The organism is Zafaria sp. Z1313 (assembly GCF_050563205.1).
Lineage (GTDB): Bacteria > Actinomycetota > Actinomycetes > Actinomycetales > Micrococcaceae > JAZDCJ01.
In genome coordinates this window covers 227,851-242,056 of the sequence record NZ_JBNWUK010000001.1, presented here as the reverse complement: position 1 = coordinate 242,056, position 14,206 = coordinate 227,851, and the positions used below count along the sequence as shown (strand labels likewise).

The window sequence follows — 14,206 nt, the reverse complement described above, 5'->3', positions numbered from 1 at the left end:
GGGGTGGGAGTGGGGGTCCCTCTCCTTTTGGTTGTGGTGCCCCCCCTGCTCCCCCCCCACCACCCGGCACCACCAGCGACACCAGCGTGAGGCCGTCCCCTGCGGGGGACGGCCTCACCGCGTCCGCGCAGGCCGGCGGCGCGGACGACCCGCCCGGACTAGTCCTGCTGGACGAGTTCGAAGACGTACGGGATCGTCCGGCCCTCGAGGGCGACCACCTGGTCCAGCGCTCCGGACCAGCCGTCGTCGCACGTGATCGAGACCCGGTGGGTCCCCGCCTCCAGGCGGAGCTCGACCTCGCCCCGGGAGGCATCGACCTCACCGAGCGCGCGGGCCGCTCCGAGCATCGAACCGCCCGAGTAGGCGGGCAGCAGCCGGTTGGCCGAGGCCAGGCAACGGGACATCCCGGCACCGTCGGCCCCCGTCAAGGCCAGCACGACGACGGCCGCCGCGTCGGGCGCGGACGCCGCCGTGCCGAGAGGGGCTGTGGACGCGGGCCTCGTCGCCCCGGCCGGGGACGCTGCCGCGCCCGGCGCCGTCGCGGACGAGGCGGGCCCCGCCGTCGTACCCACCGGGCCCGGCGGCACCTGCGGCTCCCCCGCCGGGCCCCCGCAGGCCGCGAGGACCAGTGTCAGCCCCGCCGCCGGGGCGGCGATCCACGCAAGGCGTGCGTTCATGCCCTGATCATCCGCCCGCGCCGGCCCCGCGCCTAGACCGGCCGGCAAGATGCCGCCCAACCGTGATCCGTGGCCGGGGATGGCGCGAAGGCCGCCGACCCGTTCGGGTCGGCGGCCTTCGACAGCAGCAGTCCGGAGCGGATCAGGCGATGTTGTTCTCGTAGTCGGTGTCCTTGGTCTCCGCCGTCATCCACAGCGCCACCATGGTCAGGACGGCGGCCGCGGCGAGGTAGATGCCGACCCACATCGTGTTTCCGCCGCCCGCCTGCCACAAGGCGATGGCCACGAAGGACGCTGGCGCCGCACCGATGACCGAGGACAGGTTGTAGGCGATCGCGGATCCCGTGTAGCGCACGTTGGCGGGAAAGAGCTCCGGAAGGATGGCCGCCATCGGGCCGAAGGTCAGGCCCATGAGCGTGAAGCCGATGATCAGGCCCACCATGGCCGGGCCCTGTCCCGGTCCGAACATCAGCGTCCAGGACGCGCCGAAGACGAGGATCCCGGCGCTGACCGCAAGGAGGAAGCGGCGGCGGCCGAACTTCTCGGCGAGGGGTCCGGAGACCACCGTGAAGATGCCGAAGAAGACGACGCCGAGGATGAGCATCCACAGGAACTCGGCGCGCGGCACACCCAGGCCGGGGACGAACGCGGCCTCGGCGGCAGCCGTCCACTCCTTGCCGGAGGCCTCGGCCGCGGCCCTGGCCTTCTCGACGGTGTCCGGCGAGGTGCCGTACGTCAGCGTGAAGGAGGTCATCAGGTAGAAGAGGACGTACGTGGCGAACATGATGAACGTGCCCGCGACGACGGGGCGCCAGTGGAACTTGAAGGTGTCGGCGAGCGGGGACTTGGCGACCTTGTTCTCCTTGACCACGTTCTGGAACGAGGTCGACTCCACGAGCTTGAGGCGGATGTAGAGGCCGACGATCACGAGGACGGCGGAGAGCAGGAACGGCACGCGCCAGCCCCAGTCCATGAACTGCTCGGTGGTCAGGCTCAGCTGCAGCACGACGAAGATCAGGTTGGCCAGGATGAAGCCGATCGGTGCGCCCAGCTGCGGGAAGGTGCCGTAGATGGCGCGCTTGTTCTTCGGGGCGTTCTCCGTCGCCAGGAGCGCGGCTCCGGACCATTCGCCGCCGAGCGCGAGCCCCTGGAAGAAGCGCAGGATGACGAGCATGAGCGGGGCCAGGACCACGAACGATCCCGTGGCCGCGGGGAGGAAGCCGATGAGGAAGGTCGCGATGCCCATCGTCAGCAGCGATGCCACGAGGGTCCCCTTGCGGCCGAACTTGTCGCCGAAGTGGCCGAACACGATCGATCCGAGCGGGCGGGCGATGAAGGCCACGCCGAAGATCGCGAACGAGCTCAGGATCGCGTTGATGTTCGTGGCGTTCGGGAAGAACAGGGCCGGGAAGACGAGGACGGACGCCGTCGCGTACGCGTAGAAGTCGTAGAACTCGATCGTGGTTCCGATGAGGCTGGCGAAGATCACGCGCCCTCGCGTGTTCTGCTTCGGCGCCGCCACGGTGGTCTTGTTGGACACGGGTGGGATCCTTGGGGTCGTTGGTCCGTATGGTTGCCCGGCCATACTAGATCCATCGGACCGCCATGTGGACAGCGCGTCCACGATGTGGACACCCCTTGACCGCCGGCCGGGCCGGCCGGCCGCTAGAGGTGCACGTGCAGCCGGCGCGCGGCCTCGGAGACGGAGCCGGCGAGGGACGGGTAGACCGTAAAGGTCTCGGCGATGTCGTCCACGTGGAGGCGCTTGTGGACGGCCAGCGCGATCGGGAAGATCAGCTCCGAGGCGCGCGGTGCCACGATCACGCCGCCGATCACGGACCCCGAGCCCCGGCGCGAGATGATCTTGACGAAGCCCTCCGTGACGTTCATCATCTTGGCCCGGGCGTTGGTGGCCAGATCCAGCTTGATGATGTCCGCCTGGTACTTGCCCTCGGCGACCTGCTGCTCGGTGACGCCGACCGTCGCGATCTCGGGGCTCGTGAAGATGTTCGAGGAGACCTCGTGGAGCTTGAGCGGACGGACGCTGTCGCCGAGCAAATGGGCCATGGCGATCCGGCCCTGCATCGCGGCGACGGAGGCGAGGGCGAAGACGCCCGTGCAGTCGCCCGCCGCGTAGACGTTCGGGGCCGTGGTGCGGGAGACGCCGTCGACCTTGATGTGGCCGGACTCGGTGAGCTTGACGCCGGCCTCCTCGAGGCCGATCCCGGCGGTGTTCGGGATGCCGCCGACGGCCACGAGGCAGTGGCTGCCCTCGACGACCTCGCCGCTCGAGAGGGTCACGCGCACGGTATCGCCGTGGCGTTCCACGGACTCGGCGCGGGAGCGGGACATGACGTTGACGCCGTTGGACTCGAACACCTTCTCCAGGACCTGTGCGGCGTCCGCGTCCTCGCCGGGCAGGACCCGGTCCCGCGAGGAGACGAGCGTGACCTTGGTGCCGAGCAGGTTGTAGGCGGAGGCGAACTCGGCTCCCGTGACGCCGGAGCCGATGACGATCAGGTGCTCCGGGATCTCCTGGAGCTTGTAGACCTGCGTCCAGGTGAAGATCCGCTCCCCGTCGGGCTTCGCCGTCGGAAGCTCGCGGGCGTGCGCCCCGGTCGCGATGAGCAGGGCGTCGGCCTCGAGGACCTCGCTGCCGCCGTCGCGGCGGTCCACGTGGACGCGGCGGTGATCCAACAGGCGTCCCTCGCCGATGATGATGCGCACGCCCGCCTTCTCGAGGCCGGCGTGGATGTCGGAGGACTGGTCCCGGGCGAGGGCCAGGAGTCGCTGGTTGACGACGCCGAGGTCGGCGGCCGCGTCCTCCGTCCCGGTCTCGACGCCGAACTTGCGGGCCCCCGCCACGCGGCGCATCGCGTCCGCCGTCGCGATGAGCGTCTTGGACGGGACGACGTCGGTCAGCACCGCGGACCCGCCCATCCCCTGCCGCTCGACGATCGTGACCTGCGCGCCGAGCGACGCGCCGACCATCGCCGCCTCGTATCCGCCGGGGCCTCCCCCGAGGACGACGAGGCGGTGGGAGCTCAAATCATGTGGTGACGTCACAAGCCCCCATTGTTCCCTACCGGGCGGAAACATGCACACCACCACCGGCGCACCGCTCCTGCCAAACGGCGCCGCGAACCGGTAGCTTAGTGGCGTGACCGATGAACTGAACGATCCGTTTGCCCTGGCCGCGCAGGCCGCCGCCGCCATCGCCGAGCAGACGGGGGTGGAACGCCACGACACCGCGCTGGTCCTCGGCTCCGGCTGGGGCGAGGCCGCCGGGCTCCTGGGCGAGACGACCCACGCCCTGCCCGCCGCCGAGCTGCCCGGATTCCACGCCCCCGCCGTCGTGGGCCACACGGGGACCATCCGCTCCATCCTGACCCCGTCGGGCCGCCGGATCCTCGTCGTGGGCGCCCGCACCCACTACTACGAGGGCCGCGGCGTGCGCGCCGTCGTCCACGGCGTGCGCACGGCGGCGGCCGCCGGGTGCTCAACCCTCGTGCTGACCAACGGCTGCGGCGGATTGAATCCGGACTGGACGCCCGGAACGCCCGTGCTGATCAGCGACCACATCAATCTCACGGCCACGTCGCCGCTCGAGGGCGCGACCTTCGTCGACCTGACGGACCTCTATTCCTCCCGCCTGCGCGGGATCGCCCGCGAGGTGGACCCGACGCTCGACGAAGGCGTCTACGCGCAGTTCACGGGGCCCCACTACGAGACGCCCGCGGAGGTGCAGTATGCCCGCCGGATCGGAGCCGACCTCGTGGGCATGTCCACCGCGCTCGAGGCCATCGCGGCGCGGCATGCGGGCCTCGAGGTCTTCGGCATCTCCCTCGTGACCAACCTGGCCGCCGGCATCAGCCCCGTCCCGCTCAGCCACGAAGAGGTCATCGAGGCGGGACAGGCCGCCGGCCCGCGCATCTCCCGGCTGCTCGCCGACATCGTCGACCGCATCTAGCCCCCCGGCATTGTCCGCCGCCCCACGCCCGGACAGTTCCGGTCCCCGACTCCAGAAGAGCCCCATGAACAGCAAGCAGTCCGCGTCCCCCTTCCCGCCCGAGCCAGGCCGCCTCGCCGCGGTCGCCGAGGCCTGGGCGGCCACCGATCCCGATCCCGCGACCGCCGCGGAGCTGCGTGCCCTCGCCGCGGAGCAGGACCTCGACGGCGAGGCCGGGGAGATCGCCCGCGCCGAGCTCTCCGACCGTTTCGCCGGAACGCTGGAGTTCGGCACGGCCGGCCTGCGCGCCGCCCTCGGCGCGGGACCGAACCGGATGAACCGCGTCGTCGTCCGCCGCACGGCCGCCGGACTGGCCCGGTTCCTCCTGGAGACCGCGGCCGGCGCGTACGTGCCGAGCGTCGTCGTCGGATTCGATGCCCGGCACAACTCCGACGTGTTCGCCCTCGACACCGCCGTCGTGCTCACGGCCGCCGGCATCGAGGCCTTCCTGATGCCCGGGCCGCTGCCGACCCCGGTGCTCGCCTGGGCCGTGCGCGAGCACGGCTGCGAGGCCGGCGTCATGGTGACCGCCAGCCACAACCCGCCCCAGGACAACGGGTACAAGGTCTACCTCGGCGGCCGGGCCGTCGGCGGATCGGGCCAGGGCGCGCAGATCGTCGCTCCCCTGGACGCGGAGATCGCCTCGCACATCTCCTACGACGGCCCGCTCGAGGACATCGCCCTCGCGGACTCCGGCTGGACCGTGCTGCCGGGGGCCGGGGCGGACGGCGATGTCCAGGCCCGCTACATCGAGGCCGTCTCCGCCCTCCTGCCCGCCCCCGACGCCGAGACCGCCAGGGCCCGCGCCGGGCTGCGGATCGTGCTGACCCCGCTGCACGGGGTCGGCGGGGACACGATGGTCCGCGTGTTCGAGCGCGCGGGCTTCACCCAGGTCCACCTCGTCGAGCAGCAGGCCGCCCCGGATCCGGATTTCCCGACGGTCTCGTTCCCCAACCCGGAGGAGGCCGGAGCCCTGGACCTCGCCCTGGCGCGCGCGGGCGAGCTCGACGCCGACCTCGTGGTCGCCAACGACCCGGATGCCGACCGCTGCGCGCTGGCGGTGGAGTTCGCGGACGGGCCGCGGATGCTGCGCGGCGACGAGACGGGCGCCCTGCTCGGCGCGTATCTGGCGGCGCGGTTCGCTCCCGCCGCCGGGGACGGAGGGGGTACGACGCCGGAGCAGGGTCCGCGGCCCGTGTTCGCCAACTCGGTGGTGTCCTCGCGCCTGCTCTCGCGGATCGCCGCCTCCCACGGGATCGAGCACACCACGACCTTGACGGGTTTCAAGTGGATCGCCCGGGTCCCGGACCTCGTCTACGGCTACGAAGAGGCCCTGGGCTACTGCGTCGCGCCGGAGCTCGTGCGGGACAAGGACGGCATCTCCGCCGCGCTCCTGCTCGCCGACCTCGCGGCGAACCTCAAGGCCGAGGGCCGCGGCATCCCCGACGCGCTCGACCAGCTGGCCCTCGTGCACGGGCTCTTCGCGACGGACCAGCTCTCGGTGCGCGTCCATTCGCTCGACCTGCTCGGGGCCATGATGGGCCGGCTGCGGGCCCAGCCGCCGGAGTCCTTCGGCGGTTCGGACGTGGTCGAGGCCCTGGACCTGGCCGAGGGGACCATGCTTCCGCCCACCGACGGCCTGCTCTACCTGACCGCCGACGACACGCGCGTCATCATCCGGCCCAGCGGCACCGAACCCAAGCTCAAGTGCTACCTGGAGGTCGTCGCGCCGGTCTACGCCGCCGATTCCCTGGAGGACGCACGGGCCACGGCCAGGGCCCGGCTCGACGCCGTGCTGGCCGACGTCAACGAAGCGCTCGGCCTGTAGCGCGCACGACCCCACCACACCCGTTTCCAGGAGGACCCATGACCACCGACATCGCGAGCTACATCGACCACACCCTGCTCAAGCCGGACGCCTCGCGCGATGACGTCCTGCGGATCGCCGAGGAGGCGGCCCGCTACCGCTTCAAGTCCGTCTGCGTGAACCCGTTGTGGGTCTCGACCGTCGCCGGCGCCCTCGAGGGGACGGGCGTGCTGACCTGCTCCGTCGTCGGCTTCCCGTTCGGCGCGACCACGAGTGCGGCCAAGGCCTTCGAGACCACGCGGGCCGTCGCCGACGGCGCCGCGGAGATCGACATGGTCATCGACATCGCGGCGGCCCGCCGCGGCGACCGGGAGGCCCTCGTCGCGGACATCCGCGAAGTGGCCGAGGCGGCCCACGCGGGCGGCGCGATCCTGAAGGTCATCATCGAGACCTCCCTCCTGGACGACGCCCAGAAGGTCCTGGCCTGCGAGGCATCCGTGGAGGCCGGGGCGGACTTCGTCAAGACCTCGACGGGCTTCGCCGGTGGCGGCGCGACCGTGGAGGACGTGGCCCTGATGCGGGCCACCGTGGGCCCCGTCCTCGGCGTCAAGGCCTCGGGCGGAGTCCGCTCGCTCGCGGACGCGCGGGCCATGATCGACGCGGGCGCCACACGGCTGGGAGCCAGCTCCGGAGTTGCTATTGTTGAGGGAGAACAGGGCGCGGAAGGCTACTGAGCCACAGCTTCGCCGGCCCGGCCACCCGTTGCCGTCCGGCAATGCATGAACCAAGGAGATTCGCTGTGTATTCAGACGGCAAGAACAAGGCCTATTCGGGCCAGGGCAACTTCGTCGGGAACTTCATCGCCTTCCTCGCGATGTTCCTCGTCTTCATCGGCGCGTTGTTCGTCCTCTCCTTCTGGACGCTGGAGACCGCATGGTGGCCGGGCCTGGTCTGCCTCGGCCTCGCCGGCCTCGCGTTCGCCGTGCCGCAGCACGTCCTGGGCCGCTCGGACAGCCACCACCGCGCGGCCGAGGCGCAGAAGGCCGTCGAGCACCACTAGCCGCGCCGCCGGACTCCACCGGCCATCGGATCGCAAGACAGGGAGCCCCCGTCGGGGGCTCCCTGTCTGCATCCCCGGCGAATGCCCCACGTGGCGGCCGGCACGGGGGTGTGGTTACTGTAGTGGCCGGGGCACATTCCGGTGCCCGCTTCAAGACCAAGGAGGACAGCATGCGCATTCTGACGTTCCTCGCCGGAGCCGCGGCGGGATACATCCTGGGGACGCGGTCGGGCCGTGAGTCCTACGAGAAGATGAAGGCCAAGGCCCTGGAGCTGTGGGAGGACCCACGGACCCAGGAGAAGATCGGCGAAGTGGGTTCGGTCATCAAGGAGAAGGCGCCGGAGGTCGGGGCCGCGGTCGGGGCGGCCGCGAGCACCGTGGCTTCCAAGGTCAAGGAAACGGCCGCGCAGGCCACCGGCTCGGCTGCTCCGGAGCACGCGCCGGACCACGTCTCGGATCCGGCCCGCGACGATTCCGTGGGCAGCGACTGGGCCGCCGAGGGCGGGGCCACCCCGTCCGGCCCGGCGACCGGCCACTAGCAGGCAACGGGCGGATCGACCGGCCGGTCCGCCCTGGGATCCGCCCCACCAGCCGAAACCGCGACACGTCGACGGATCGTCGTCCCTTGGACGGCGGTCCGTCGACGTGTCGCAGTCCGTTCGGGAATGAAGCGGCCCGTTGCGGTCCGCCGCAGCCAGGGCCGGTCCGGCCTACCGCGCCGCGGCCGCCGGGGCCTCTTCGAAGATGGCGCCGACGACGCCTTCGGCCCATTCGAGCACGGCGGCGTCCGCGAGGTCCCGGCCGCCGACGGGCGAGGTCTTGGGCTTGGGGATCAGCACGGCATTGAGGGCCGGCTTGAACTGGGCCCCCTTGTACATGCGCGCGAGCCGGAGCTGCCGCGACTCGGGCAGCTTCGCGGCGGGGGCGAACTTGATGAAGTTCCCCTGCAGTGCGACGTCCGTGAGGCCGGCGGCCCGGGCCCGGACGCGGAACCGGGCCACGGAGACGAGGTTCGCCACGGGCGGGGGCAGCTCGCCGTAGCGGTCCACGAGCTCCTCGATCACCTCGTCGATGCCCTCGTGGTCGGCGGCGGCCGCCAGCTTCCGGTAGGCCTCGAGCCGCAGGCGCTCCCCCGGCACGTAGTCGTGCGGCAAGTGCGCGTTGACGGGCAGCTCGATCTTCATGTCGGCGACCTTGTCCTCGGCCTCCCCCTTGAAATCGGCGACCGCCTCCCCGACGAGCCGGATGTAGAGGTCGAATCCGACGCCCGCGATGTGGCCCGACTGCTCGCCGCCGAGGAGGTTGCCGGCGCCGCGGATCTCGAGGTCCTTCATGGCCAGCTGGAATCCGGATCCGAGCTCGTTGTGCGCGGCGACGGCCTTGAGCCGCTCGAGCGCCACCTCGCCGAGGGGCTTCTCCGCGTTCCACAGGAAGTAGGCGTAGGCCCGCTCGCGACCGCGGCCCACACGGCCGCGCAACTGGTGCAGCTGGGACAGCCCGTAGGCGTCGGCCCGGTCGACGATGAGCGTGTTCGCGTTGGAGATGTCCAGGCCGGTCTCGATGATCGTCGTGGAGACGAGGACATCGAACTTGCGTTCCCAGAAGTCCACGATGATCTGCTCCAGCCGGGCCTCGCTCATCTTGCCGTGCGCGACCTCGACGCGGGCCTCCGGCACGAGCTCGCGCAGCTTGGCGGCGACCGAGTCGATCGAGGAGACGCGGTTGTGGACGAAGAACACCTGGCCCTCGCGCATGAGCTCGCGTCGGACGGCGGCCGTGACCTGCTTGTCGGTGTAGGCGCCGACGTAGGTCAGGACGGGGTGGCGCTCTTCGGGCGGCGTCGCCAGGGTGGAGGTCTCGCGGATTCCGGTCAGGCTCATCTCGAGGGTGCGCGGAATCGGGGTGGCGGACATCGCGAGGACGTCGACGTTGGTGCGCATCTTCTTGAGCGCCTCCTTGTGCTCGACGCCGAAGCGCTGCTCTTCGTCGACGACCACGAGCCCCAGGTCCTTGAAGCCCACCTCGGCCGAGAGCAACCGGTGCGTTCCGACGACGACGTCGACCGAGCCGTTCTTGAGCCCCTCGATGACCTCCTTCGCCTCCTTGGCCGTCTGGAAGCGGGACAGGGACTTCACGCGGACCGGGAACCCGGAGAAGCGCTCGGAGAACGTCTCGTGGTGCTGCCGCGCCAGGAGCGTGGTGGGTACGAGCACGGCGACCTGCTTCCCGTCCTGCACTGCCTTGAAGGCGGCACGCACGGCGATCTCCGTCTTGCCGAAGCCGACGTCGCCCGAGACGAGCCGGTCCATGGGCACCTCGCGCTCCATGTCCGCCTTGACCTCGTTGATGGTCGTGAGCTGATCGGGGGTCTCGGTGAACGGGAAGGCCTCCTCGAGCTCGTTCTGCCACGGCGTGTCCCGGGCGAAGGCGTGGCCACGGGAGGCCATGCGCGCCGAGTAGAGGCGGATCAGTTCGCCGGCGATCTCCTTGACCGCGCGGCGCGCCTTGGACTTGGTGTTGGACCAATCGGCCCCGCCCATCTTGGACAGCGCGGGGGTCTCGCCGCCGACGTAGCGGGTGACCTGGTCCAACTGGTCCGTCGGGACGAAGAGCCGGTCTCCCGGCGCGCCTCGCTTGGCCGGGGCGTACTCGAGCACCATGTACTCCCGCATCGGCGCGTCGGCCCCGGCACCGACCCTGCGCTGCATGAGCTCGACGAAGCGGGCGATCCCGTGCTGTTCATGGACCACGTAGTCGCCCTCGGCGAGCTGCAGCGGATCGACGGCGTTGCGCCGTTTCGCGGCGAGCCGGCGGCCGGACTTGGCGGCGTAGGCGCTCGATCGGCCCAACAGGTCGGCTTCCGTCAGCAGCCCGAGCTTGAGCCCGTCGAACACGAATCCACGCCCCGCGACGGCGGTCGTGATCTCGATCAGCCCTTCCTGCGGCTCGGCGTCGAGCGACTCCACGCGGTGGCACGGGATCCCGGCGTCGTGGAAGAGCTCGGCGAGACGCTGGGCGGGGCCCGGGCCGTCGGTGACGACGACGACGCGCCAGTCGTCGCGCACGCGGGAGCCGATGAACTCCATCATCTCGGCGACGTCACCCTGGTAGCCGCGGGGCTCGCGGGCCGCGACGGTGAGGGAATCGGCGTCGGGCAGCAGCTCCTCGTCCCGCGCGAGGGAGGTCAGGGACCACCAGCTGACGCCCCGCGCGATCGCGTCCGCCCGGGTGTCGGCGAGGGAGGCGAAGCTGCCCGCATCGAGGGCGGCCGCCTCGCCGGCCTGCAGGAGGTCGACGGGGGCGGCCCCGCCGTCGGAGGCCGTGGACCAGGCCGCGGCGAGGAACTCCTCGTTCGTGGCTGCCAGGTCGTGGGCGCGTGCCCTGACCCGCTCGGGCTCCATGACGAGGGCGATGGAGCCGGACGGCAGCTGGGAGGTGAACGGGACCATCCGGTCCACGAGGAGGGGCGCAAGCGACTCCATGCCCTCGACCGCGATCCCCCCGGCGATCTTCTCGAGCAGGTCGGCCGCGGCGGGCATCGATTCCTTGAGCCGGGCCGCACGGGACATCACCGCCGGAGTGATGAGCAGCTCGCGGCACGGCGGGGCGTAGAGCGCCTCGGGAGAGGATCCCTCGCCGGTCAGGGAACGCTGGTCGGCGACGGAGAAGTAGCGCAACTGCTCCACCTCGTCGCCGAAGAACTCGATCCGCACGGGATGGTCCTCGGTGGGCGGGAAGACGTCGAGGATGCCGCCGCGGACGGCGAACTCCCCGCGGTGGGTGACCATGTCCACGCGGGCGTAGGCGGCGTCGGCCAGCGCCCGGACGACATCGCCGAACGGGCGGTCCTCCCCCACGGCCAGGCCCACGGGCTCCAGCGCCCCGAGCCCTTCGACGAGCGGCTGGACGACGGCCCGGATGGGCGCCACGACGACCCGGAGGGTCGCGTCGTCCTGCGCTAGGCGGCGCAAGACGGTCAGGCGCCGGCCCACGGTGTCCGAGCGCGGCGAGAGCCGCTCGTGCGGCAGGGTCTCCCAGCTGGGGAACTCCGCGACGGCGTCGGTCGGCAGGTAGGCGCGCAGGGACGCGGCGAGGTCCTCGGCCTCGCGTCCGGTGGCGGTCACGGCCAGGACGACGCCCGGGCCTCCTCCCGCCGTCAACCCGTCGACGGCCTCGGCGACGAGCGGAGCGCGCAGCCCGGCGGGCGCCGCGACCTCGAGCGCCTCGCTGCGGTCGCCGAACGGGCGCGCCGCCGAGCCCCTGAGTCGGGCGTAGCTCGGATCGGCGGAGAGGGCGGAGCGGAGGCCGGTCAGTCCCATGGGGTCCTTACGTCTCGGGTGCGGGCGGAACTCGGTGCGCACTGCCCGCGCTCGGGGGCGGCGGACAGCACAAACACCCGGGATCCACGCGGACGCCGGGTTGCAGGCCCAGCCTACCGCGGCGCTGCCCGCGCCGCACCGACGGCGTTCCCGGCATACGATGGAGACGCACCCCGTCAGGGGCCAGCCTCCATCTCATCGTCCCCGAGGAGCACCCGTGGCCTTGACCGCCAGCACCACCCTGAACCACTCCGCCCAGGAACTCACGGCGCTGTTCGCCGACCGCGCCTTCCTGGAACACGTCAGCTCCCGTGCCGGCGGCACCCTGACCGGCCTGGACGTGAGCGGTCCGACGACGGGCGCCTTCACCTCCGTCATCGAGCGTTCGATCCCGACCGACCGCCTACCGGACGCGATCCGGAAGTTCGTCGGCGCATCCCTGAAGGTCACTCAGCACGAGTCGTGGTCCGCCCCGGGGGCCGATGGATCGCGCACTGTCGACATCCGCGTCGACGTTGCCGGCGTCCCGGTCGAGGTCAAGGCCGTCCAGCGGCTGCTCGCGCAGGATGGGCACACGACCGTCGAGCTCGAGGGGACGGTCAGCTCCGGTATTCCGTTCCTGGGGAACAAGATCGCCTCGGCCGCGGAGCCGTTCGTGGGCAAGGCCCTCAAGCTGCAGTCGAACGAGGCCTCCGCCTGGCTGCAGGCCCGCTCCTAATCGTTCCGGCCCGGCCGAAGTCCACGGGGAGATCGCCGCGGGCGGCGCCGTGCCCTGATCGCGCGGCAGGGACAACGCTGCGGCGATGACGACGTCATCGGCTCGGCCGGGCGCCGCGACGCGGGCTAGAGTGGTGCCGACCGCCGGCCCGGAGGCGGCGTCCGCCCAGGCGTCCGCCCGATCTCCGACGGCGGCCCGCAGCGGTCCCGCCGCTCGGGCCGCACGGCGCCGATTCCTGGGAGGGACATGAACGACACGCCGGCGCGCCCGCCGTCTCCGCGAACGGTCCTCGGCCGCTCGAGCTACCCGGAGTTCCTGCGCATCACCGAGATCCTGCGCAAGGAGACCATCGGCGGTCTCGTCCTGATCGTCGCGGCCGCGGCCGCGATCATCTGGGCGAACTCCCCCGCCGCCCCGGCGTACTTCGCCCTCCGCGACTTCCACGTCGCCGTCCCGGCTCCCTTCCTGGACCTCGACCTGAGTCTGGGGCACTGGGCCTCCGACGGCCTGCTGGCGGTCTTCTTCTTCCTCGTCGGCCTCGAGCTGAAGAAGGAGTTCGTCGTCGGCGACCTGAACAACTTCGGCCGCGCCGTGGTCCCCGTGACGGCGGCTTTCGGCGGCGTGCTGGTCCCGGCGTTGATCTTCGTGGCCTTCAACCTCTCCACGGGCGGGGAGACGCTGCGCGGCTGGGCCATCCCGACCGCCACGGACATCGCGTTCGCCGTCGCGGTCCTGGCCGTCATCGGTTCCCACCTCCCGTCCGCCCTGCGGATCTTCCTGCTGACGCTCGCCGTCGTCGACGACCTCATCGCGATCGTGATCATCGCGTTCGTCTACACCTCGGAGCTCAAGCCGCTCTACCTGGGCCTCGCCGTCCTTCCGGTCCTGCTCTACACCTTCCTGGCGCAGCGGCAGCGGCGCTTCTTCGGCACGCGCCCGTGGGCGGCGTGGGCCGTCCTCCTGCCGCTCGGCATCCTCACCTGGGCGCTCGTGCACGAGTCCGGCATCCACGCGACGATCGCCGGCGTCGTCCTCGGCTTCTGCGTGCCCGTGCTGCGCCGGGACCGCGCCAACGCCCCGGGAGCGGTTCCCGACGGCGCGGACGCCCCACCCGGGCTCGCCGAGGTCTTCGAGCACCGCTTCCGGCCGCTTTCCACGGGCGTATGCGTGCCCTTGTTCGCGTTCTTCTCCGCCGGCGTGGCGATCGGCGGCGCCGACGGGATCTCCGCGGCCCTGGGCGATCCGGTGGTCTGGGGCATCGTCGTGGGGCTCGTGGCCGGCAAGCCCATCGGCATCATGGGGGCCACGTGGCTCGTGACCAAGACGCGGCATGCCAGCCTGGATCCGGACACGCGGTGGAGCGATCTGTTCGGCGTCACGCTCCTCGGCGGCATCGGCTTCACGGTCTCGCTGCTCGTCTCCGAGCTCAGCTTCGGCCTGGACTCGCCGCACTACGAGCACGCCAAGGTCGCGATCCTCTGTGGTTCGCTGCTCGCCGCCCTCCTCGGCGCCGCCTGGCTGCGCCCGAGGGACAAGCGCTACCGCGAGCTCGCGGAGAAGGAACGCCTCGACGCGGACGACGACGGCATACCCGACGTCTTCCAGTGACCCGCACC

Annotated in this window: 11 protein-coding genes; 7 read left to right on the top strand and 4 right to left on the bottom strand. The window is 71.6% G+C overall.

The annotated features are described in order from the left end of the window. Positions 1–158: 158 nt before the first annotated feature. The 3 genes from ACQ3I4_RS01130 to ACQ3I4_RS01120 form a co-directional block, all read right to left on the bottom strand. Entirely contained in the window at positions 159–677 is a 519-nt protein-coding gene (locus tag ACQ3I4_RS01130; RefSeq protein ID WP_329859798.1) for a hypothetical protein, read from the bottom strand. 142 nt (positions 678–819) lie between these two features. Next, positions 820–2,262: an MFS transporter gene (locus tag ACQ3I4_RS01125; protein WP_430632655.1), complete on the bottom strand. Its 1,443-nt coding sequence runs from the start codon at positions 2,260–2,262 to the stop codon at positions 820–822. Between the two features lie 80 nt (positions 2,263–2,342). Next, positions 2,343–3,743 (bottom strand): NAD(P)H-quinone dehydrogenase, encoded by a 1,401-nt coding sequence (locus ACQ3I4_RS01120; protein ID WP_329859795.1) that lies wholly within the window; start codon positions 3,741–3,743, stop codon positions 2,343–2,345. 94 nt (positions 3,744–3,837) lie between these two features. On the opposite strand from ACQ3I4_RS01120, the gene ACQ3I4_RS01115 reads away from it, so the two are divergent. The 5 genes from ACQ3I4_RS01115 (at position 3,838) to ACQ3I4_RS01095 (ending at position 8,092) form a co-directional block, all read left to right on the top strand. Continuing rightward, positions 3,838–4,647: a purine-nucleoside phosphorylase gene (locus ACQ3I4_RS01115; protein WP_430632654.1), complete on the top strand. Its 810-nt coding sequence runs from the start codon at positions 3,838–3,840 to the stop codon at positions 4,645–4,647. 64 nt (positions 4,648–4,711) lie between these two features. Beyond that, on the top strand, positions 4,712–6,514 hold the full coding sequence (locus tag ACQ3I4_RS01110) for a phospho-sugar mutase (RefSeq protein ID WP_430632653.1): 1,803 nt from the start codon (positions 4,712–4,714) through the stop codon (positions 6,512–6,514). A 38-nt stretch (positions 6,515–6,552) separates the two neighbouring features. Next, positions 6,553–7,227, top strand: coding sequence for a deoxyribose-phosphate aldolase (deoC, locus tag ACQ3I4_RS01105; RefSeq protein ID WP_329859791.1), 675 nt, complete (start codon positions 6,553–6,555; stop codon positions 7,225–7,227). Between the two features lie 65 nt (positions 7,228–7,292). Next, positions 7,293–7,553 (top strand): hypothetical protein, encoded by a 261-nt coding sequence (locus ACQ3I4_RS01100; RefSeq protein ID WP_329859790.1) that lies wholly within the window; start codon positions 7,293–7,295, stop codon positions 7,551–7,553. A 170-nt stretch (positions 7,554–7,723) separates the two neighbouring features. Beyond that, a complete protein-coding gene (locus ACQ3I4_RS01095) occupies positions 7,724–8,092 on the top strand; it encodes a YtxH domain-containing protein (RefSeq protein WP_329859788.1) in 369 nt (122 codons plus the stop codon). Positions 8,093–8,263: 171 nt separating this feature from the next. Here the strand turns inward: ACQ3I4_RS01095 and mfd are convergent, their stop codons facing one another. Next, the gene (gene mfd / locus ACQ3I4_RS01090) at positions 8,264–11,872 is read right to left on the bottom strand and encodes a transcription-repair coupling factor (RefSeq protein ID WP_430632652.1); all 3,609 of its coding nucleotides are present in this window, start codon (positions 11,870–11,872) and stop codon (positions 8,264–8,266) included. 217 nt (positions 11,873–12,089) lie between these two features. Here mfd and ACQ3I4_RS01085 point away from each other — a divergent pair, with 217 nt between their 5' ends. Together ACQ3I4_RS01085 and nhaA are read left to right on the top strand one after the other, a co-directional pair. Next, positions 12,090–12,590, top strand: coding sequence for a DUF2505 domain-containing protein (locus ACQ3I4_RS01085; protein ID WP_329859785.1), 501 nt, complete (start codon positions 12,090–12,092; stop codon positions 12,588–12,590). 246 nt (positions 12,591–12,836) lie between these two features. Next, positions 12,837–14,198, top strand: a complete 1,362-nt coding sequence (nhaA, locus tag ACQ3I4_RS01080) for a Na+/H+ antiporter NhaA (RefSeq protein ID WP_329859783.1) — start codon at positions 12,837–12,839, stop codon at positions 14,196–14,198. The last annotated feature ends 8 nt before the right edge of the window (positions 14,199–14,206 follow it).